Consider the following 21345-nt stretch of genomic DNA (forward strand, 5'->3'; position numbering starts at 1 on the left):
TTCACACCTTTCGCGCGGGACGTTGGTTCGCCGGATCGGCGATCGTGAGGTTTCCTTCGGCGGCGACCCGGCCGTCCACCCGGGCCGAGACCCGGTACTCGGCGAATCCCGCGCCGCCGCCGGTCTGCTCGGCCGTGAGCACGAGCTGGTCGCCGGGCACGACCGGGCGGCGGAAGCGCATCGACCTGACGCCCGCCAGGTAGCCGATCTCGCTGGCGCCCGCCAGGGCGAAGACCACGCCGGCGAGCTGGGCCATGGCCTCGACGACCACGACGCCGGGCAGGACCGCCTGGCCGGGGAAGTGGCCCTGGAACCACGGCTCGGTGCCGGTCACGTTCTTGGTCGCCGTCCCCTTGACGCCCGGGACCACCTTGACGACCCGGTCGAGCAGCAGCATCGGCCAGCGGTGCGGCAGTACGGCGCGGATCTGGTCGTGGGTCAGGCCGGAGACGGCCGGCGCCTGCTGCGCCGCCCGGGTCGCCACCCGGGTCGCCGTCGCCGCGGGAGAAGCCGTCGCCGCCGTCTGCGTCGCCGCCGGGGTCGCCGCCTGGGTCACCGTCATGCCGGGGCCCTCAGCGCGGGGTCGACCTCGTCGGCGAGCCGCGACACCGAGCCGAACACCGCCATGTCGCTGTCGTAGAGCGCTACGCCGAACTCGGCCTCGATGGCGACGTAGAGCTCCAGCACGTCGAGGCTGTCCAGTTCGAGGCCGCGTCCGAACAGCGGCTGGTCGTCGGTGATCCAGTCGGGCTCGATCTCCAGGTCGAGCCGCGACACGATCATCTTCTTGATCTGGCTGCAGGTCTGCCGCCGGTGGGCGGCCTTCGCCCGCAGTTCGTCGATGGTCATGGGTTCTCCTTGTGCGCCGTGCTGAAGGGCGGGCGGGTCACTGGAGGCCGCCGCCGTGCGCGACGACCACCGAGCCGGACATGTACGAGGCCTTGTCCGAGGCGAGGAAGCTGACGATGGAGGCGATCTCCTCCGGCCGGCCCATCCGGCCCAGGCGGATGCGCGACTCGTAGCGCTTCCTGATGTCGGCGGGCACCGTGCGGGTCATGTCGGTGGAGACGAAGCCCGGGGCGACCACGTTGGCGCGCACCCCGTGCGGGGCCGCCTCGTTGGACAGCGCGTGGGTGAAGGCGATGATCGCGCCCTTGGACGCCACGTAGTTGGTCTGGCCGGGAAAGCCGCCGTCGAGCCCGCTGGAGGAGGAGATGGTGACGATGGACCCGCTCCGCTGGTGCTGCATCAGCTTGAGCGCCTCGCGGCAGGCGAGGAAGGTGCCGACGAGGTTGGTGTCCAGGGGGGCGCGGAACTGCTCCAGGCTCATCGCGATGAGGTAGCGGTCCCGGGTGACGCCGGCGCTGGTCACCAGCACGTCGAGCCGTCCGTGGTCGGCCCGCACGGTGCGGAAGAGGCGCTTGACGGCGTCCTCGTCGGTGACGTCGGCCTGTACGGCGCTCGCGCTGCCGCCCTCCCGGGCGATCTGGTCGGCCACCTCCTTGGCGTCACTCTCGGACCGGGCGTAGTTGACGACGACGTGGGCGCCCTCCCGGGCCAGGTCGAGCGCGACGGCCCGGCCGATCCCGCGGGACCCGCCCGTCACCACGGCCACAGAGCCGGGGGCAAAGAGCATCATCTCTCCAGGAATTCGATAATCGCCGCAGGATTAATAGATCTTTAGGCATAAGCTACTAAGAGCTGATATCACGCCTACATCATCCAGATATCTGGCAATTGACCTGAATATTCTCTATATATGAGTCTGGGCGCATGAATGAGGTTGATGTCGACGTTCTGGTCGTCGGAGGCGGGCCCGTCGGGCTCAGCGCCGCCATTGAACTCGCCCGTCACGGAACATCCGTGCTGCTGGTGGAGAGGCGCCCGGACACGTCGGCTTTCCCGAAGGCCCGCCTGATCACCACCAGGACGATGGAGATCCTGCGCGGCTGGGGCGTCCACGACGAGGTGGAGCGCACCGGCATGCCCCGGGAGGACTACCTCGCGGTGGGCGTCGGCAGCTCCCTGACCGCCGACGACTTCGTCCGGTCGGCCGCCGAGCTGGAACGGGACGCCCCGCAGAGCCCCACCTACACCTTCCTGTGCGCGCAGGACCGCCTGGAGGTGATCCTCCGGCGGCTGGCCGAGTCCCGTCCGGAGGCCGACGTGTGGTTCGGCGCCACGATGACCGGCATGAGCGCGACCGCCGACGGCGTGACGGCGACCGTGAGACGCACCGGCGACGGGACGACGACCGGCATGAACGCCACCGCCGACGGCGAGACGGTCGTGCGCTGCCGCTACCTGGTGGCCGCCGACGGCAGCCGCAGCGGCGTGCGCGAGGACCTCGGCATCGCCGTCGAGGGGCCTCCGCCGCTCGGCCACATGATCAGCATCATGTTCGAGGCGGACCTCGGCTTCCTGCCCCCCGACCGGCGGGCCGCGCTGTCGTTCCTGAGCGACCCGCCCTGCGCCGTGGAGGCGGTGGACCACGAGCGGCGCTGGATGGTGCAGACCGGCTACGAGCCCGAGCTGGGCGGCAGCCCGGCGGACTTCACCGAGGAGGTCTGCCTGGCGACCGTGCGCGCCGCCGTCGGCGTGCCCGGCCTGCCCGTCACCGTCCTCGGCGTGATGCCGTGGCTGCAGCAGGCCAAGGTCGCCACCGCCTTCCGGTCCGGGCCGGTCTTCCTGGCGGGCGACGCCGCGCACGTGGCGACGCCGCAGGGCGGGTTCGGCATGAACTGCGGCATCCAGGACGCGCACAACCTGGCCTGGAAGCTGGCCGCGGTGCTGCGCGGCACGGCGGGCGAGGAGCTGCTGGACACCTACGAGGCCGAACGCCGGCCCGTCGCGGTCCGCACGGTGGACGAGAGCCTGAACAACGCGCTGATCACCTTCGCGATGATGGAGGGCCGGCTGTCCATGCGGGAGGCGATCGAGCGGCAGGCCGGGCGGCGGAGCTGCGAGGGGCTGGTGCTGGGGTTCGGCTACGACTCCGGCGCCGTGCTGCCCGACGGCACCGCGCCCCCCGCCCCCGCCGACCCGTACCGGACCTACGTCCCCGTCGCCCGGCCCGGGCACCGGGCCCCGCACGTGTGGCTGCACGGTCCGCACGGGCGGGTCTCGACGCTGGACCTGCTCGGCCCGCACTTCACTCTGCTCGCCGCCGCGGGCGCGGGCTGGCCCGCGGCGGCCGCGGAGACGGCCCGCCTCACCGGTGTCCCGCTCACCGTCACGGAGATCTCGGACGCCGACGCCCCGGACACCGACATCGCGGGAACCGACGTCCCGGACACCGAGGTCGCGGACACCGAGGTCGCGGACTCCGACGTCGCGGGGGCCGGCGCCTCCCGTCCCCCGGCCGCCGCGCCGGGCCCGCTCACCTCCCCCACCTGGGCCAAGGAGTACGAGCTCGGTCCCACCGGCGCCGTCCTCGTCCGCCCGGACGGTCACGTCGCCTGGCGCTCCCCCGACGGCCCGGCCTCGGCGCGGACGCTCACCGAGGCCCTCGGCCGGATCCTGTCCAGGCACTGACGCGTGGACCCCCCGGCGGGTGGCCGGGGGTCCACGGGGCGGGTACGGGATCGGCGTCGGGGCCGGTGCGGCGGCCTCAGGCGGCGGGCTGTCCCGCGCGGGAGCGCAGGCGGGCGGCGCCGAGCCGCAGCGACAGCGGGTTGCCTCCCGAGGTGACCACGAGGTCCGACACCGCCTGGGGGTCGAACGCCCCGCCGACCAGCAGGTCCGCCAGGTGCCTGGCCGCGTCGTCGGTCAGGGGCCGCAGGAACGCCCGGTCGGCCCCCTGCCGGGCCACCAGGTCGTCGAGCGGGTCGGCGCTGGTGACGATGACGCGGCAGTCCGGCCCGCTCGGCAGCAGCGGCAGCACCTGGTCGCCGTGCTCGGCGCCGTCCAGCACGACCAGCAGCCGCCTGCGCGCCGTGCAGCTCCGGTAGAGGGCGAGCTTCTCGGCGGGGTCGGCCGGCATGTCCTGCACCCCGAGCGCCCGCAGGAACCGGTCCATCACCGGTACGGGCCCGGTGCCGCCCATGTCGGCGTACAGCTGCCCGTCGGGGAAGCGGTCGGCCCGGCGGTGCGCCCAGTGCACCGCCAGCGTGGTCGTGCCGACGCCCGCGGCCCCGCACAGCACCATGGCGCCCGGCGCGCGGGCGGAGCCCAGGATCGCGTCCAGCGTGGCCAGCTCCTCGTCGCGGCCCACGAACGGCAGGACCTGCGGCGGGAGCTGCGAGGGCATCGGCCGGCCCGCGGAGGGCCGCGACGGAGGCGGGCGCATGAGGGCCGACTCGTCCCGCAGGATCTGCTCGTGCAGCCGCCGCAGGGCCGGGCCGGGTTCGAGGCCGATCTGCTTCAGCAGGTAGCGGCGGGTCTCCTGGTAGGTCCGCAGCGCGTCGGCGCGCCGGCCCGCGCGGTACTGCGCCAGCATGAGCTGCGCCCGTACCCGCTCCCGGAAGGGCGACTCGGCCACGAGGGCGAGCAGCTCGGGGATCACCTGGTGGTGGCGGCCGAGCTCGATCTCCAGCACCAGGCAGGTCTCCAGGGCCTCCAGCCGCGACTCGGCCATCCGCGCCGCGTCGTAGCGCAGCCCGCGGATGTCCTCGAACGGCTGGCCGCGCCAGAGCGCGAGCGCGTCGCGCAGCAGCAGGACGGCGTCCTCGCGCTCACCGGCGGCCGCCTGGCCGCGCGAGCGCGCCACCAGCTCCCGGAACCGGAGCCAGTCGATGCTGGCCGGGGCGGCGCGCAGCAGGTAGCCGGGGCTGGAGGTCTCGATCAGGCCCGCGCCGAGCGTGCGGCGCAGCCGCGAGACGCAGATGGCCACCTGCCGCCAGGCGCTCGGGGGCGCCGAGCCCGCCCACACGGCCTCGACGAGCCGTTCCACGCTCATCACGCGGTTGGCGTTGAGCAGCAGGCTGGCCAGGATGACCAGTTCCCTGTTGGCGCTCATGGACAGCTCGGTACCGTCCTTGAACACGGTGAGCGGGCCCAGCACGTGGAACTCGAACGCGGGCGCCCGGCCGGGCGCGGACCGCTCCATCAGGCGGCCAGACGGCGTTCGAGCACGTCGGCGGCGCGGGCCGTGCCGCCCGCCGCCTCGATCTCCCGCCGCATTCCGTCCGCGGCCCGCCGCACGCCCTCGTCCGAGGCGACGGAGAGCACCGTCTCCACCAGGCGGTCGGGGGTGAGGACGGCGGAGTCGAGCACCCGGCCGAGCCCGAGCTCCTCGACGCGGCGGGCACCGAGCCGGTCGATGGCGGTGGCGGGGAGCAGGACCGAGGGACGGCCCAGGTAGAGCGTCTCCATGACGGTTCCCATGCCGGCGTGGGTGACCGCCACCGACGCGTGGCGCAGCACGTCCAGGTGCGACACCCACCGGTGGACCTCGACGTTGGGCGGCAGCGCGCCGAGGTCGGCCGGGTCCATGCCGTCGCCCAGCGTGATCACGGCCCGCCAGGGCAGCTCGGCGAAGGCTCGCACGCAGGTGCGGAACACCTCAGGGCGGCTGCTGAGCACGGTGCCGAAGGACAGCAGCGCGATCGGCAGCCCGTCCCCCGGTGGCTCCCATCCGCTCAGGAAGCGGCGCTCGCCCAGGCAGGGGCCGACGAAGGTGAACCGCTCGTCGAAGGTGTCGCCGGCGAACTGGAAGGCGCGCGGCACGGCGACCAGGGTGGAGTCCTGCACCTCCCACCACAGTTCGGCGGGGTCGGCCTTCACGCCGTGGGCCTCGGCGAGGTCGCGGGTCCTGGCGAGCATGCCGTCCACCCAGCCCGGGAGCTCGGGGACGGCCCCGCCGTCCTCCTCCGCGTAGATGGCGGACAGGAAGGAGAAGTGGGCGTTGGAGGCGAAGACGGGGATGAGCTGCGTGGCGGGCACCCCCCACTTCCTGGCCAGGACGCGCCCGGCGTGCAGGACGGAGAGGTCGTAGACGATCACGTCCGGTCTGTGCTCGGGGCCGATGGCGGCGAGCATCTCCGCGCTCTCGTCGAGGAAGAGCGAGAGCAGGCCGAGCGGATCGTCCTCCAGCTTCCGCAGCTCCACGTCCTGGTAGATCGAGTCGTACGGGAGCACGGTGGCTCCGGCCTGCGTCACCGGCCCGGCCATGGCGGGTGAGGTGAGATAGGTGACCTGGTTCCCCCGGCGGACCAGTTCGGCGACCACGGCGAGGCTGGGAATGACGTGTCCGTGGTCGGGTTGGCACATGAAAAGAAAACGCCCCGTCATTGGATCCTCCCGAGGGCTTTGCGCTTTACGTGCGGTGCCCAATCTAGGGGGGGTGGAAGGGACGGTCTCCCCTACCGTGCCCCTTATGTTCGCGCCTTTTCTAGGGGTTCCCCCGCTCCGGGAAGGGGTGGGGATCCGGGGCCGCCGGACCCCGGGAGCCGCGCGCCCGCGACGTCCACCCCGGGGCAGGGGTAGGGGTCGTCCCGCGGCCGCCGCGTACGGCGGCTCACCGCGGCGCGCGGGACACCCGGGACACGCGGGAGGGTCGTCACCGCACCGCGTACGGCGCCGGGGCGGGCCTGTAGTCCGGGAGCAGCCCGTGCGCCGCCGCCTCGGCCAGGGTGGGCGCGGCGGCGTCGCGCTCCGACAGCGCCGGTGGCCGCCCGCCCGGCAGCGGCAGCGCGAGGTCCTCGTCGAGGACCGACAGGGTGAGGTCGTCCTCCTCGCGGTACTCGGCGGACAGCAGGGAGCACATCACGGTGTCGTCCTCCAGCGCGGCGAACGCGTGACCGGCGCCCGGCGGCAGGTAGACGGCGCGGCCGTTGCCGGCGGTCAGCTCCACCGCCTCCCAGCGGCCGAACGTCGGAGAGCCGACCCGCAGGTCGACGACCATGTCCAGGGCGCGACCGCCGGCGCAGAAGACGTACTTGGCGGTGCCGGGCGGGGTCAGCGTGTAGTGCAGGCCGCGCACCACCCCGCGCCGGGAGACGTTCCGGCCGGTCTGCGCGACCGGGAAGAGCGGGCGGCCCGTCGCGGCGGCGAACGCGCTCTCCTGGTACGGCGAGGCGAAGCTGCCGCGCGGGTCGGATCGGACCTCGGGGTCGAACACGAAGGCGCCGGCCACGGCCAGCTCGCGGTGTCTCACCCGCCGGCCCGCGTTCCCCGGCGATCGGTCATGGCGTTCACCCCGAAAGCGTAGGAACGCCGCGGCCGGGAGCAGAACCCCTATGATTCGGCCCCTCGCGGGGCAGGGGACCGCACGTGAGCAGGGGTTGAGCGGTCCCGGCGGCCCGTGGCAGCGTCGCCACCGGCGGACCGCCGACGAGCGGACGGCCGGCGGGCGGCGGACGGCGGGCGGCGCTGTGAGGAGCTTGTCATCACCGACGTACAGGAGTGGCTGCGCGAGACGGCCGGGCACACGTTCATGAGCGTGACCCGGCTGCCCCTGGAGGAGCTGGCCGGCTGGTACGAGGACCCGGAGACGGGCGACATCCGCCATCGCAGCGGCCGGTTCTTCACGATCGAGGGCCTCGACGTGCGCCGGCCCGGGTGGGCGGTGCCGGCCTGGACCCAGCCGATCATCAACCAGCCCGAGACGGGCATCCTCGGCATCCTGCTCAAGCGCGTGGGCGGGGTGCCGCACCTGCTGATGCAGGCCAAGAACGAGCCGGGCAACATCGACGGGCCGCAGCTCTCGCCCACGGTGCAGGCGACCAGGAGCAACTACACCGGGGTGCACGGGGGGCGGCCGGTGCCGTACCTGGACCTCTTCCGGGAGCCGCGCGGGCGGGTGCTGGCCGACGTGCGCCAGTCGGAGCAGGGCGCCTGGTTCTACCGCAAGCGCAACCGCAACATGGTCGTGGAGGTCGGCGAGGAGGTGGCCGCGGCCGAGGGGTTCCGGTGGTTGCCGCTGCGGCGGGTGCGGGACCTGCTGTCGGTGCCCGATCTGGTCAACATGGACGTCCGGACGGTGCTGGCGTGCCTGCCGGCGCGGGACGGCCGGGCGGACGGCGGGTCCGGCGGTGGGCTCGGCGACAGGTTCGGCGACGGGCTCGCCGGTGGGTCCGGTGGCGGGTCCGGTGGCGGGTTCGGCGCCCTGCTGGAGCGCTCGCGCGACCCGGGCGCGGGCGCCGCGCACGGCACGCCGGAGATCCTGAGCTGGCTCAGCGGTGTCCGTTCCACGGTGGACGTCCAGGTCAGGCCGCTGCCGCTCAACCGGCTGCGCGGCTGGCACCGCTCCGGTGGCCGCATCTCGCACGAGAGCGGCGGGTTCTTCGACGTCGTCGGCGTGCGCGTGGAGGCGCACGGCCGCGAGGTGGGCCGGTGGACGCAGCCGATGATCGAGCCGGTGGGCACGGGGCTCGTCGCCTTCCTGGTCAGGCCGGTCCGCGGGGTGCTGCACGCGCTGGTGCACGCCCGCGCCGAGCCCGGCTGCACCGACGTGGTGGAGCTGGCCCCCACCGTGCAGTGCGCGCCGGGCGACTACGACCACCTGCCCGCGCGGGCCCGGCCGGTGCTGCTGGACCAGGTGCTGGAGACGGTGAGGGCGCTGCCCGGGCGGGTGCGCTTCGACACCGTCCTGTCGGAGGAGGGCGGCCGCTTCTACCACGCGCGCAACCGCTACCTGGTCGTCGAGACCGACGAGGATCCGCTGCCCGGCCATCCGTCGTTCCGCTGGCTCGCCCTGCACCAGCTCGACGGGCTGCTGCGGCACAGCTACTACCTGAACGTCCAGGCCCGTACCCTGATCGCCTGCCTGCACGGCCTGACGGGCACGACGGGCACGACGGGCACGACGACGGCGAGCACGACGGTGGCGGCGAGCAGAGCGGGCACGACGGTGGCGGCGGGGACGGCGGGGACGACAGGCACGGCGGCCACGGCGGTGGCGGTGGGCGCACACCGGCGGCCCGTCACCGGAGGTGTCCGATGACCCTCGCGAAGTCCTCCATGGCGGGGTCCATCACGGTGACGTAGGTGAACCCGTCGCCGCGGATCCGCCCGGCGATCTGCGCGGGGGGCCGGTGAAGAGGGCCGGCACCTGGCGGCCCACTCGTTCCTGGAGCAGTCCTCGGCGATGAGCACGACCCCGAATCCGGCCGTCTCCGGTCCCCTTCCGGAGGACGGGGCGGTAAAGGCGCCGGGGCCCTGACCCGTCACGGGCGGAATCCGCTCGACCACCTGAACCTCTCTGATCGCAATAAGTCACACATTGGCCACCGTCCACACTCTTTAAATGAGCCTTAATCATCTTTTATGCGTTCGAAGCGATTTCAGGGGTTCGCCTAGGGGTCCCGGAACGGCCGCGCGCGCGGGCGGTCGCCTATCATGCGAAAAGATCCACCGGGACTGACGATCGAATCCCGTTATTTGCGGAGTATGGGGTTGTTCTGTATTTCCCCTGCCTTTAACCGGAGAGACGCACCGGCGATCGGTGGAACGAAAGGTGACTCGTGCGGTACACGAGACTCGGCCCGACGGGGCCGGTCATCTCCAGTGTCGGGCTCGGCTCGCTCGCCCTCACCGGCGTCTACGGGCGTTCCGGGACCGCAGGTGCGGACCGGCTGATCCGGTCGGCGCTCGACGCCGGTGTGACCCTGTTCGACACGGCCGGCTTCTACGCCGGGGGCCGGGTGGAGAGCCTGATCGGCAGGGCCGTCACCGGGCGGCGCGACGAGGTGGTGGTGACCACGCGCGGCGGGGTGCGCCGCCACGGTCCCCGGGGGACGGAGGGGTTCGACGGGCGCCCCGCCTCGCTGGACCGGGACTGCGACGCCTCACTGCGGCGCCTGCGCACCGGCCGCATCGACCTGTTCTACCTGGACTGCCAGGACGAGCACGCGACCGTCGAGGCGAGCGTGGCGCGGCTGTCGGAGCTGGTGGCGGCCGGGAAGATCGGCCACCTGGGACTGACCGGCGGCACCCCCCAGCAGGTGCGCCGGGCGCACGCCGTGCACCCGATCACGGCGCTGGCCGTGGAGTACTCCCTGTGGGGCCGCCGGCCCGCGCCCGGCCTGCTGGCCACCGTGCGCGAGCTGGGCATCGCCGTGGTCGCCGCCCGCCCGCTGGGCCGGGGCTTCCTCACCGGCCGGGTGGGGCCGCACGCGGACTTCGAGCCCGGTGACTGGCGGCGCGCCGACCCCCGTTTCGACCCGGCGGCGCGGCGGTCGGACGCCACCCGTCTCAGGACGCTGGAGGCCATGGCCGCGCGGCTCGACGTGGGCGCGGGAAGGCTCGCGCTGAGCTGGCTCCTGGCCCAGGACGACCACGTCGTGCCCGTCCCGAGCACGCGTGACCCGGTCCACCTGGAGATGAACCTCTCGGCCTCGTCGGTCGAGCTGCCGGTCGAGACCCGCGAGGCGCTGTCCGCGCTCTTCCCGTCCCGGGCCGCGGGTCACTCCTCGCCGCCCCTGCTCTGAGGCGGGATCAGCGAGGCGGCCAGGGCCTTGTTGACGGCGTCGATACGGGAGGCGGCGTTGAGCTTGACGAAGATGTTGCGCATGTGGCGCTTGACCGTCGCCTCCGCCAGCCCGAGGCGGCGGGCGATCTGGCCGTTGCTCAGCGCCTGCGCCGCGAGCTGCAGCACCTCCAGCTCCTTGCCCGACAGCACTCCGGCCGAGGGCGCCTCCACCCGGGCCAGGCTGCTGCGGGAGACGGCGAGCACCAGGCGGGAGGGCTCCTCGTGGACGCTGCGCACCGCCGAGATCAGCTCGTGCCGGTGCACGCTTTTCAGCAGGTAGCCGCGGATGCCGGCGGACAGCAGCCGGGCGAGCAGGTGGGGCCCGTCGTACATGCTGAGGATGATGATGCCGCTCTCCGGGGAGAGTTCGCGGATGCGGCCGACGGTCTCGGTCACCTCGTCGCCGGGGATCTCCACGTCGAGCAGCACCACGTCCGGCCGGGTCCTCGCCACCACCTGCACCGCGGTGGCGGAGTCGCCGGCCTCGCCCGCCACGACGATGCCGCCCGCCATCTCCAGGATCTCCCGCAGGCCCTCCCTGAACAGGGCGTGGTCGTCGACCAGGACCACGGAGATGCCGGCCCCGCCGGCCTCGCCGGCCTCAGGCGTCACGGCCGCCGCCGGCCCGCCCCTGGAGGGGCAGGAAGAGCTCGACCAGGCAGCCGTTCCCCGGGTCGCTGGAGATGAGCAACCGCCCGCCGAGCAGCCCGGCCCGCTCACGCATGGACGTGAGGCCCACCCCGCCGCGCTCGCGCGCCCGGGCGGGGGTGAAGCCGCACCCGTTGTCCTGGACGGACGCCGACAGCTCGTGCGGCGCGATGTTCACCCGGACGAGGACGGTCTTCGGCCGGCCGTGGGCGAGCGCGTTGCGCACGGCCTCGCGGATGATGAGGAACGCCTCGTCGAGCACCCGCGGCCAGGCCCACGACTCGTCGCCGTTCACGTCCAGCCTGACGGAGACCGCCTCGTCCTCGACGGTCTCCAGGAAGCCCAGCAGGGACTTCTCCAGGCTCCGGACCGGGATCTGCGGGTGCAGCTCTGAGGTGATCTGCCGGAGGTTCTCCATGGTCTCCCTGATGGCCTGCTGGGCGATGCCGATCTTGGCACCGGCGCGGGCGGCGTCGACGGGGCGGTAGACCTCGGACAGCGCGAGCTGCTGGTGGGCGACGCTGACGCCGTGCCCGATGTGGTCGTGCAGCTCGCGGGCGATGCGGCGGCGCTCGTCCTCCTGCTTCTCCTGGACCTGGTTGAGCAGGAAGCTGTGGTAGCTGTCGGCGGACTCCCGGATGCGCTGGGACAGGCTCTCCTCCATGCCGCCGATGGCCAGCACGATGACGTCGGCCGGGGACTCGTACGCCTCCGCGATCCGGCGGGTCAGGTGGCGCAGCGCCGCGCGGAAGAACAGCGAGCCCGCCTCGAGCGAGGCCTTGGGATGCACTCCCCCGGCCGCGCGCACGTTCCCCAGCTCCCGCGCCTGGAACCGGTACAGCTCCCCCACCTGTATCTTCCCGGCGCGCAGCGTGGCCGTGACGTCGTCGAGTATGTGATGGGCGGTGCGCAGTGCCTGCTCACGGGCGCCCCGGTCTGAGAAGACGGCGTTTCCGGTGGAACGCAGAGCCGATTCGAACTCGCCGAGTATTTCTTCACGACACGATTCGACTAATTCCGCCGGGTCCCCCGCGGCCCCGTGAGTCACCTCCGGTGTCCCCTCTCCGCCGCCGAGCGCTCCCCAAAACTATGGCGCGAGCAAGAGTCACATGCAATGTTTCAGTCAGATCGGGGACAAAATTACGGTGAGATGAAGAAGGTGTTGCGTCCCCATGAACGCCCCGTACGGACGGCGGGTGCGGCGGCGGCCGCCGTCGCCGGGCCGCCGCGCCGCGGGCAGGGCCGCGACCGCCACCGCGACCACCCCGGCCGCCAGGGCGAGCACGACGCCCGCGAGCGGCACGTGCGTCACCGAGACCGCCATGGCGAACCCCGCCAGGAGCGCGACCGCGGCCCCCACCATGACCTGCCGTGAGACCCGGTCGCCGAGCAGGACGCCGAGGGTGCGCCGGCCCGCCGCCGTGTCCCCCGTGATGTCGGACAGGTCCTTGGCGGGCATGCCGACGAGCACCATCCAGCCGATGGCGACGCCCGCGAACAGCACGAGCGCGGCCGGCAGGGCCACGCCGCCGCCGCCCGTCGCGACGGTGAATCCCGCCAGGTAGGACAGCAGGCCCGACAGGCACAGCACCGCGACCGTACCGCCCGAACTGTCCTTCAGCGGAGACGGCGGCCCCGAGTACAGGTACCCCAGCGCCAGGTTGGCGGCGACGATCCCGAACATCGGACCCGGCAGGCCCCACGTCGCCAGGAGCGCCAGGCAGGCCGCGCCGGCGGCGACGGCGGCGGCCGTCCGCGTCTCCAGGTCCCCCCTGGCGATGGGGCGGCCGGAAGCGTTTATCCGGTCCTCCGTAACGTCGGTGACACCGTTGTAGAGGTAGACCGCGAGGATCGACAGCACCCAGGCGGCCGTCCCCTGCGCGACCCGCGGGAGGGGGACGGCGACCGTGGCGGCCGGCAGCGCGAGCGCGACACCGGTCAGGTAACGCATGGCCGAGACGGCGAGTACCGAAGGGCGGGCCTCGATGACGCAGAGGGCGAGGGCGTGCGGGGAGATTGCTGCCATGACTCGCATTGTGAGCGGGGGCGGCGCCACCGGTAGGGGGTGATCCGAAAGGTGTAGCGGACGGTACTCCTTTCGATACCGGGTGCGTTTCCCTGGGTCATTCCCGGCGAACTCCCGATCCCCCTGTTGCCCGGCCGCCGGAGCCCCTATAGCGTCCGGCCATAACACCGGTGAATGAACGCGGGGCGGATGATCCTCACCCTAGAAAACGACGCCACGGATTTCCAACCCCTATTTCCAGCTTCCCGAAGAACGAGGGTCACCCACGAAAGGAAGACCATCATGCAGGGTGCCGGACGTTACACCGGATTCATGCCCCTCGATCTGACCGACCGCACCTGGCCGGGCAGGCGCATCCGCTCGGCCCCCCGGTGGCTCTCCACCGACCTGCGGGACGGCAACCAGTCGCTGGCCCGCCCGATGTCCCCCGAGCGCAAGCTCATGATGTTCGACCTCCTGGTGAACCTGGGTTTCACCGAGATCGAGGTCGGCTTCCCCGTCGCCAGCCGGGACGACCACGACTTCGTGCGGCTGCTCATCGAGGGCGACCTCATCCCCGACGACGTGCGCGTCACCGTGCTCACCCAGGCCCGCGAGGAACTCGTCAGGGCCACCGTGGACTGCCTGCGGGGCGCGCCCCGCGCGATGGTCCACATCTACAACGCCACGTCGCCGCAGTTCAGGGACCTGGTGCTCGGCGTCGACCGGGCCGGGTGCCGCGACATGGCGGTACGGGCCACCCGGGTCATGATGGACCAGGCCGAACGCGTGCTCGGCGACTGCGACCTGTCCTACCAGTACTCCCCCGAGCTGTTCAACGAGACCGAGCCGGACTTCGCCCTGGAGGTGTGCGAGGCGGTCATGGACGCCTGGGGGCCGGAGGCGGGCCGGGGGATCGTCCTCAACTTCCCGACCACCGTGGAGCGCTCGCTGCCCAACGTCTTCGCCGACCAGATCGAGTGGCTCGACCGCAACCTGTCGCGCCGCGAGCACGTGTGCCTGTCCGTGCACCCGCACAACGACCGCGGCACCGGGGTCGCCGCGGCCGAGCTGGCCCTGCTGGCCGGGGCCGAGCGGATCGAGGGCTGCCTGTTCGGCAACGGCGAGCGGGCCGGCAACGTCTGCCTGGTGACGCTCTGCATGAACCTGTTCGTGCACGGCATCGACCCGGGCGTCGACCTGTCCGACATCGACGCCGTCCGGCGCACCGTGGAGGAGTGCAACCAGATGCCCGTCCACCCGCGCCACCCCTACGCGGGCGAGCTGGTGTACACCGCGTTCTCGGGATCGCACCAGGACGCCATCAAGAAGGGCTTCGACGAGCACGAGCGGCTCGCGGCCCGTACCGGGGTGCCGGCCGGCGAGCTCCCGTGGCGGACACCGTACCTGCCGGTGGACCCCAGGGACGTGGGGCGCACCTACGAGGCGGTCGTGCGGGTCAACAGCCAGTCCGGCAAGGGCGGCGTCGCGTACGTGATGAGCGCCTGGCACGGGCTCGACCTGCCCCGCGGCCTGCAGGTCGACCTGGCGGCCCGGGTGCAGGCGCAGGCCGACGCCGAGGGCGGCGAGCTGTCCCCGAGCCGGATCGGCGAGCTGTTCCGCGCGGAGTACCTGGACCACGACGCGCGCGGCGGGCCCCGCACGCTCGAGGACGAGCCGGTCGGCGTCACGCTCTGGATCGACGGCGCCCGCGTCCCCGGCGGAGCGTGCGACCTGCGCGCCGTACTCGGCCCGTGGGGCATCGACGTGCGGGCCGTGCACGCGACCGCCCCGGCGCTGGACGAGCGCGAGACGGCCCCGGAGCGCCCCGCCCTCGCCCGCCGCTCCCCGCGCGACGTCGTGGTCTACGCGGAGTGCACCCCCGCCGGCGCCCCCGGCGGGACCGGGGCGGCGAAGGTGGCGTGGGGTGCGGGCATCGGCGCCGACGTGGCCACGGCCGCGTTCTCCGCCGTGCGCGTGGCCGGTGCCCGCCTCGCGGGCCGCGCGCGGCCTGTCCGTCTCCTGCACGAGCCGCGCCGCCTGGCGAACGCCGGCTGACGTGCGAGAGGAGACCGGCGTGACCCGCCTCGTCGCGGGGCGGGGGCCGGGCCGTCCCGGCCCCCGTCCCGGCCCCGTCCCGACCGCCGTCCCGACCACCGTCCCGGCCCGCGCGCTCCGTCGGACCGACCGCTTGACCACCGAACGGAGGACCGCCATGGGTGAGGACGTCCAGCGGCACGAGATGACCACGCTGCGGGAGCTCCTGGACGAGGCGGTGGCCGGCAGGGGCCGCGTCGCGATGGTGACCGGCGCGATCGCCACCGGCAAGAGCGCACTCCTGTACGGCCTCGGCGAGCACGCGTTCGGCCACGACGCCCTCCTGCTCACCGCCACGGGCTCGCCCGCCGAGAGCGCGCTCCCGCTCGGCGTGCTCTCGCAGCTCGTGCACGGCGCGTCCATGACCGAGCCGGACCGCGCCACCGCCACCGGCCTGCTCCGCGAGGGCGCCCGCGCGCACCCGGAGGGCCCGCCGGCCGGCGAGCGGGCGGACCTGCTGGTCGTGGACGCGCTCTGCGCCGTGCTGCTGGAGCTGTCGGAGCGGCGCCCGCTGCTCGTCGTCGTGGACGACCTGCACCACGCCGACCGCGTCTCGCAGCTCTGCCTGTCGCACCTGGCCCGCAGGATCGCCTACGCCAGGGTCATGCTGGCCTTCAGCGTGCCGGACGCGCACACCCTCGGCGGCCTGCACGCGGAGATGCAGCGGCGGCCGCACTACCGCGCGATCCGCCTCGGGCACCTGTCCCCCGAGGAGGTGACGCGGCTCGCGTCCGGGGACGCCGGCGCCACGCCGGAGCGCTGGCACGCGCTGACCGGCGGCAACCGGCTGCTGGTGGACGCCCTGCTGGAGGACCACCGCACCGGGGACGGCCGGGGCGAGCGGTACGCCGAGGCCGTGCTCGCCTGCCTGCACCGCGCCGGGGACGACACCCCCCGGGTGGCGCGGGCACTGGCCGTGCTCGGCGAGGCCGGGCTCGTCCCCCGGCTGCTCGGCGAGAACGGCACGGTCGTCGTCAGGGCGGTCCAGGACCTGACCCGTGCCGGGCTGCTGGACGGCGGCCGGTTCCGCGACGAGGCCGCCAGGTCCGCCGTGCTGGCCGGGCTGGACGAGCACGAGCGCGTCGACCTGTACGGCCGGGCCGCCGAGCTGGCCTACCGCGACGGCGCGCCGGTCCCGGTGGTGGCCGGGCATCTGCTGCGGGCCGGTCAGGCCGGCGAGCCGTGGGCGCTGCCGGTCCTGGAGGAGGCCGCGGCGCGGGCGCTGCGCCAGGACGGCGTGGAGTCCGCGATCGAGTACCTCATGCTGGCCCTGCGGTCCTGCCGGGACGAGCGCCGGCGCGCCAGGATCGCCACCGTCCTGGTGCGGGCCAAGTGGCGGATCGACCCCGGCACGCTCGCCGGGCACCTGGCCGAGCTGACCGAGGCGCTGCGCCGGGGCCACCTGACCGGCGGCGACGCCGTGGTGCTGGCCAAGGCGCTGCTGTGGCACGGCCACGCCGACGACGCCAGGGACGTCCTGGCGCACCTGAGGAGGCTCCAGGAGCTGGACCGGGACGCGGTGGCGGAGCTGGCCGTGGCGCACGCCTGGTTCCGCAGCAGCTGCCCGTCGTTCCTGCCGCACCTGCCCGAGCTGACCGACGAGCAGGCGGGGGGAGCCGCCCACTCCCTCAGCGCGGACCGCCGGACCGAGTCGGCGGACGCGCTGGTGCGCGCGCTGACGGGAGGCCCGCTGCCGGAGACGGCGGCGGCGGCCGAGCGCATCCTGCGCGGCTCGCGGCTGGACGAGATGTCGATGGACACGGTGGAGAGCGCGCTGCTGGCACTGACCTACACCGGCCGGGCCGATCTGGCCGCGCCCTGGTGCGACTCCTTCATCACCGAGGCGGTCTCGCGCCGGGCCCCGAGCCGGCAGGCCCGCCTGTCGGCCATCCGCGCCGAGATCGGCCTGCGCCGGGGCGACCCGGCCGGGGCCGCGGCCGACGCGCAGCGCGCCCTGGAGCTCATCCCGCCGGACAGCTGGGGGGTGGCCGTCGGCGGGCCGCTGGGCAGCCTGCTGCTGGCCGGTGTGGCGATGGGCCGTCAGGAGGAGTTCCTGCCGCCCGTCACCCGGCCGGTGCCCGAGGCCATGCTGGAGACCCGGTTCGGGCTGCAGTACCTGCACGGCAAGGGCCGCTTCCACCTGGCGGCCGGCCAGGCCCGCCAGGCGCTGCGCGACCTGCGGCTGTGCGGCGAGCTCATGGTCGAGTGGCGGCTCGACAGCGCCGAGTTCATCGCCTGGCGGCTGGACGCGGCGCAGGCCCTGATCGCCCTCGACGAGGTGCGGGAGGCCCGTCTGCTGGTGGAGGAGCAGCTCGCGCGCTCCGGCGGCTCCGGGCGGGTCCAGGGGATGGCGCTGCGCGTGCTGGCCGCCACCGCCGACAGGCGCCACCGGGTGATGCTGCTGCGCCAGTCGGCCGAGCTGCTGCAGCAGGGGGGCGACAGGTACGAGCTCGCCAGGTCGCTGACCGGCCTCACCAGGGCCTACCACGCGGTCGGCGAGTTCCGCCGGGCCGCGGTGCTGGGCCGCCGGGCCCGTGCCCTGGCCGAGGAGTGCCAGGCCGGAGCCCTGAGCCGGATGCTGCCCGACGACTCCGACGGCGCGTGGGCCGGTGAGCTGCCCGGCGCGCGGCCGCCGCTCAGCGACGCCGAGCGGCGGGTGGCGACGCTGGTGGCCGACGGCTACTCCAACCGGGAGGTCGCCGCCCAGCTGTTCATCACGGTGAGCACGGTGGAGCAGCACCTGACGCGCGTCTACCGCAAGCTCAGCGTGGCGCGCCGCGCCGACCTGCCCGAGCCCCTGACCGGGGAACAGCTCTGACCGCATCCGGCCGCGGGGACGTCAACCCCTGTTCGCGGGCGGGGCCGGTGGCCGGTTGTGGCCGTCGTTGCCGTCCGTTGACCGGCCGCGCGGGGCCGGGGTTCGATACGGCGACCCCACCTTCGGAGGACTGCCGTGTCTTTCTGGTCCCTGCCTCACTGGTCCGTGCCGGTCGTCACCGCCCTGCTCGCGGCCACCGCCCTGCCGCTCGGCGCCCCGCAGCCCGTGCCGGCCGAGCGCGACCCCGTGTCCCTGGTCAACGTCTTCCACGGCACCAAGGAGGCGGCGCCCGACTTCGACCACGGCGGGGGCGGGGGGATGACCTTCCCCGGCGCCGTCCTGCCGTTCGGGATGATGCAGTGGAGCCCCGACACGGTCTCCGACGCCGGCGGCGGCTACCGGTGGGAGGACGACCGGCTGCGCGGCTTCTCCATGACGCACATCTCCGGGCCCGGCTGCACCGGCGCGCAGGACTTCCCGGTGATCCCCGTCTCGGGGACGATCGGCCGCTCGCCCGCCACCCACGGCGAGGACTACGTGCAGACGTTCTCGCACGACAACGAGCGGGGCTCCCCCGGCTTCTACGGCACCACGCTCGACAGCGGGGTCGAGGCCGAGCTCAGCACCGGCATGCGGACGGGCGTGGCCCGCTTCACCTTCCCCAAGGGCAGGCCCGGCACGGTGCTGCTGAACACCAGCGGCTCGGTCAACGGCGTCGACGACGGTGAGACCAGGATCAGCGGGAACACCGTCGAGGGCTGGGTGCAGACCGGCGGGTTCTGCGGCCCGCCGACCCGCTACAAGATCTACTTCCACGCCACGTTCGACCGGCCGGTCACCGCGTTCGGCACCTGGAAGGACGGCGAGGTGCGTCCCGGCGGGAGCAGCGTCGCCAACGCCGGACCCGCCAGGGTCAGGGGCGACCTGGTCACCCGCGAGGACGTGACCGTCAACGGGCCGGGCTCGGGGGCGTACCTGCAGTTCGACCCGGAGCGGCCGGTGCAGATGCGGGTCGGGCTGTCCTACGTCGGCCTCGACGGCGCCCGGCGCAACCTCCAGGCCGAGATCGCCGGCAAGGGCGTGGACCAGGTGGCCCGCGAGGCGGCCGGCGTGTGGCGCGAGCGCCTGGGCCGGGTCCGGGTCGGCGGCGGCAGCGAGGACCAGCAGCGCACCTTCTACAGCAACCTCTACCACACGCTGCTGCAGCCGCACGTCTCCGACGACGTGGACGGCACCTACACCGGCAGCGACCACGAGCCGCACCGGGTGCGGCCGGGCCGCCACCACTACGCGACCTTCTCCGGATGGGACATCTACCGCAGCCAGGTGCAGCTCCTCGCGCTGCTGGCGCCGGACGTGGCCGCCGACATCGCGCAGTCGATGTACGACAACGCCCAGGCCCTCGGCAACGTGTGGGACCGCTGGTCGCACCAGACCGCGGTCACCGGCGTCATGGTCGGCGACCCGTACCACTCGATCCTGTCCAGCGTGTACGCGTTCGGCGCGCGCGGCTTCGACGCGCGGGCGGCGCTGCGGGCGATGACCGAGGCCGCCAGGCGGACCGGCCCCCGCGACATCGGGCACCCGCTGCTGCAGTACGACGAGCGGCCGGGCAACGCCGCGTACATGCGCCAGGGGCACGTCCCGAACGACCCGTCGGCGACGCTGGAGTACGGCGTGGCCGACTTCGGGATCGCCCAGCTCGCCTCCCGGCTCGGTGACCGGGCCACGGCCACGGAGTTCATGGGACGCGCGCAGGCCTGGCAGCACATCTACAACCCGGGCACCGGCTGGATCCAGCCGCGCCAGGGCGACGGCGCGTTCACCTCACCGTTCGACCCGGCCCACCCGGACGTCTATATGGAGGGCAACGGCGCCCAGTACCACTGGCTGGTGCCGCACAACCCGGCCGGGCTGTTCACCGCGATGGGCGGCCCCGGCGAGGTCGTGCCCCGGCTCGACACCTACTTCACCAAGCTCAACGCCGGGCCCGCCGAGCCGTACGCCTACCTGGGCAACGAGGTGGCGATGACGTCGCCGTGGCTGTACGCGTGGGCCGGCCGTCCGTACAGGACGCAGGAGCTGGTGCGGCGGGTGCAGCAGGAGCTGTTCAGGCCGGGCCCGGACGGGCTGGTCGGCAACGACGACCTGGGCGCGATGGGGTCGTGGTACGTGTGGTCGGCCATGGGGCTCTTCCCCGCGATCCCCGGCCGCGCCGAGCTGCTGGTGAACACCCCGCTGTTCGAGCGGGTCACGATCGACCGGCCGGGCGGCGACGCCGACGACATCGTGGTGGACGCCCGCGGCTCCGGGCCGTACATCCGCTCGCTCAGCGTGAACGGCGCGGCGACGGACCGGGCGTGGCTGCCGGAGTCGTTCGCGACCGGCGGCGGACGGCTGAGCTTCGTCCGCGGCACGTCCCCGAACCGGGACTTCGGCACCGACCCCGAGGACGCGCCGCCGTCGTTCGGCACCGGGACCAGGCCGTACCTGGCCGGGTTCAGCCGCGGCAGCGGCCCGGTCGAGCCCGGTGGCACGCTCACCACGGACCTCGCGGTCCGGTCGCTGGGCCGGGCCGCCACGCTCACCTGGGAGGCCAGGCCCCCGGCCGGCGTCACCGTGTCGCCCGCGCGCGGCACGCTCGCCCTGACCGCGGGCGGGCAGGCCCGCCAGGCCCTGCGGATCTCGGTGTCCGGCACCGTGCCGCACGGCATGCTGACGGTGCCGGTCGTCGTGGGCGACCTCACCGCCTCGGTACGGCTCAACGTGGCCGGTCGCGGCACCCCGGAGTGGCACCACAACAACGCCGGCATCGGCCACATGGGCGCTCCCGGCGAGGCCAACATCGACGGGCCCGGCTTCAGCCTCTCGGCGCAGGCCCTGGCCGAGGCCGGTCTCACCCCGGGCGGGCGGGTGACGTCGCGCGACGTCACCTTCACCTGGCCGGACAGGAAGCGCGGCGAGTGGGACAACGTCCGCCCCGGAACGGAGCCGCTGGAGGTGGCCGCACCGGACGGCGCCACCGGCGTCTCCTTCCTGGGAACGGGCGTGAACGGCTGGCCCGAGGCGGACGTCACCGTCACCTACACCGACGGCACGACCGGCACGGGACGGCTCGGCCTCAGCGACTGGATCCTGGACTTCGGCTCGGACGAGCCCCGGTTCGGCAACGAGGTCGTGGCCCGCACCCCGCACCGGCTGTTCTGGGGCTCGTGGGCGCTCCAGCCCGTGCCGGCCCACGTCTACGCGTCGCGGCCCGTCGCCCTGGACCCGGCCAGGAAGGTGCGGAGCCTGACGTTCTCCACCCCCGAGGACGGGCAGCTGCACCTGTTCACCTGGGCGTTCTCCTAGTTCTCCCGGTCCCCG

The 21345-nt window shown here is 73.8% G+C and carries 15 protein-coding genes; 6 read left to right on the forward strand and 9 right to left on the reverse strand.

What is annotated here, in order from left to right; translation table 11 throughout:
- Position 1: 1 nt before the first annotated feature.
- From fabZ to fabG, 3 genes are read right to left on the reverse strand one after another with little or no spacing between them, the layout of a single operon-like run.
- Positions 2-562, reverse strand: coding sequence for a 3-hydroxyacyl-ACP dehydratase FabZ (fabZ, locus tag ACIBCT_RS08295; RefSeq protein WP_399186705.1), 561 nt, complete (start codon positions 560-562; stop codon positions 2-4).
- Positions 559-849: an acyl carrier protein gene (locus ACIBCT_RS08300; protein ID WP_399186706.1), complete on the reverse strand. Its 291-nt coding sequence runs from the start codon at positions 847-849 to the stop codon at positions 559-561. The genes fabZ and ACIBCT_RS08300 overlap by 4 nt, the downstream gene beginning before the upstream one ends.
- 37 nt (positions 850-886) lie before the next feature.
- On the reverse strand, positions 887-1639 hold the full coding sequence (gene fabG, locus ACIBCT_RS08305) for a 3-oxoacyl-ACP reductase FabG (protein WP_399186707.1): 753 nt from the start codon (positions 1637-1639) through the stop codon (positions 887-889).
- A gap of 134 nt (positions 1640-1773) precedes the next feature.
- Between fabG and ACIBCT_RS08310 the strand changes: the two genes are divergently transcribed.
- Entirely contained in the window at positions 1774-3534 is a 1761-nt protein-coding gene (locus ACIBCT_RS08310) for an FAD-dependent oxidoreductase (RefSeq protein WP_399186708.1), read from the forward strand.
- Between the two features lie 76 nt (positions 3535-3610).
- On the opposite strand, the gene ACIBCT_RS08315 is transcribed toward ACIBCT_RS08310, so the two are convergent.
- The 3 genes from ACIBCT_RS08315 to ACIBCT_RS08325 all read right to left on the reverse strand — a co-directional run bounded on the left by ACIBCT_RS08315 (position 3611) and on the right by ACIBCT_RS08325 (position 7096).
- Complete coding sequence (locus ACIBCT_RS08315) at positions 3611-5047, reverse strand: BTAD domain-containing putative transcriptional regulator (protein ID WP_399186710.1); 1437 nt, start codon at positions 5045-5047, stop codon at positions 3611-3613.
- Complete coding sequence (locus ACIBCT_RS08320) at positions 5047-6210, reverse strand: macrolide family glycosyltransferase (protein ID WP_399186711.1); 1164 nt, start codon at positions 6208-6210, stop codon at positions 5047-5049. Before ACIBCT_RS08320 ends, ACIBCT_RS08315 begins: the two co-directional genes overlap by 1 nt.
- A 289-nt stretch (positions 6211-6499) precedes the next feature.
- The gene (locus ACIBCT_RS08325) at positions 6500-7096 is read right to left on the reverse strand and encodes a dTDP-4-dehydrorhamnose 3,5-epimerase family protein (protein WP_399186712.1); all 597 of its coding nucleotides are present in this window, start codon (positions 7094-7096) and stop codon (positions 6500-6502) included.
- A gap of 147 nt (positions 7097-7243) precedes the next feature.
- On the opposite strand from ACIBCT_RS08325, the gene ACIBCT_RS08330 reads away from it, so the two are divergent.
- Positions 7244-8884, forward strand: a complete 1641-nt coding sequence (locus ACIBCT_RS08330; RefSeq protein WP_399186713.1) for an NDP-hexose 2,3-dehydratase family protein — start codon at positions 7244-7246, stop codon at positions 8882-8884.
- 520 nt (positions 8885-9404) lie between these two features.
- Complete coding sequence (locus tag ACIBCT_RS08335) at positions 9405-10370, forward strand: aldo/keto reductase (RefSeq protein ID WP_399186714.1); 966 nt, start codon at positions 9405-9407, stop codon at positions 10368-10370.
- On the opposite strand, the gene ACIBCT_RS08340 is transcribed toward ACIBCT_RS08335, so the two are convergent.
- From ACIBCT_RS08340 to ACIBCT_RS08350, 3 genes are all read right to left on the reverse strand, one after another.
- The gene (locus ACIBCT_RS08340; RefSeq protein WP_399186715.1) at positions 10346-11023 is read right to left on the reverse strand and encodes a response regulator; all 678 of its coding nucleotides are present in this window, start codon (positions 11021-11023) and stop codon (positions 10346-10348) included. The genes ACIBCT_RS08335 and ACIBCT_RS08340 overlap by 25 nt on opposite strands.
- Positions 11013-11909 (reverse strand): sensor histidine kinase, encoded by an 897-nt coding sequence (locus tag ACIBCT_RS08345; protein WP_399186716.1) that lies wholly within the window; start codon positions 11907-11909, stop codon positions 11013-11015. Before ACIBCT_RS08345 ends, ACIBCT_RS08340 begins: the two co-directional genes overlap by 11 nt.
- Positions 11910-12182: 273 nt before the next feature.
- On the reverse strand, positions 12183-13085 hold the full coding sequence (locus ACIBCT_RS08350; protein ID WP_399186717.1) for a UbiA family prenyltransferase: 903 nt from the start codon (positions 13083-13085) through the stop codon (positions 12183-12185).
- Positions 13086-13397: 312 nt separating this feature from the next.
- Here ACIBCT_RS08350 and ACIBCT_RS08355 point away from each other — a divergent pair, with 312 nt between their 5' ends.
- From ACIBCT_RS08355 to ACIBCT_RS08365, 3 genes are all read left to right on the forward strand, one after another.
- Positions 13398-15122: a 2-isopropylmalate synthase gene (locus ACIBCT_RS08355; RefSeq protein ID WP_399186718.1), complete on the forward strand. Its 1725-nt coding sequence runs from the start codon at positions 13398-13400 to the stop codon at positions 15120-15122.
- Between the two features lie 157 nt (positions 15123-15279).
- Positions 15280-17979, forward strand: a complete 2700-nt coding sequence (locus ACIBCT_RS08360) for an AAA family ATPase (RefSeq protein WP_399186719.1) — start codon at positions 15280-15282, stop codon at positions 17977-17979.
- A gap of 135 nt (positions 17980-18114) precedes the next feature.
- Positions 18115-21330 (forward strand): GH92 family glycosyl hydrolase, encoded by a 3216-nt coding sequence (locus tag ACIBCT_RS08365; RefSeq protein WP_399186720.1) that lies wholly within the window; start codon positions 18115-18117, stop codon positions 21328-21330.
- Positions 21331-21345: the final 15 nt, after the last annotated feature.

Source organism: Streptosporangium sp. NPDC050855, assembly GCF_044456585.1.
Classification (GTDB): domain Bacteria; phylum Actinomycetota; class Actinomycetes; order Streptosporangiales; family Streptosporangiaceae; genus Streptosporangium; species Streptosporangium longisporum.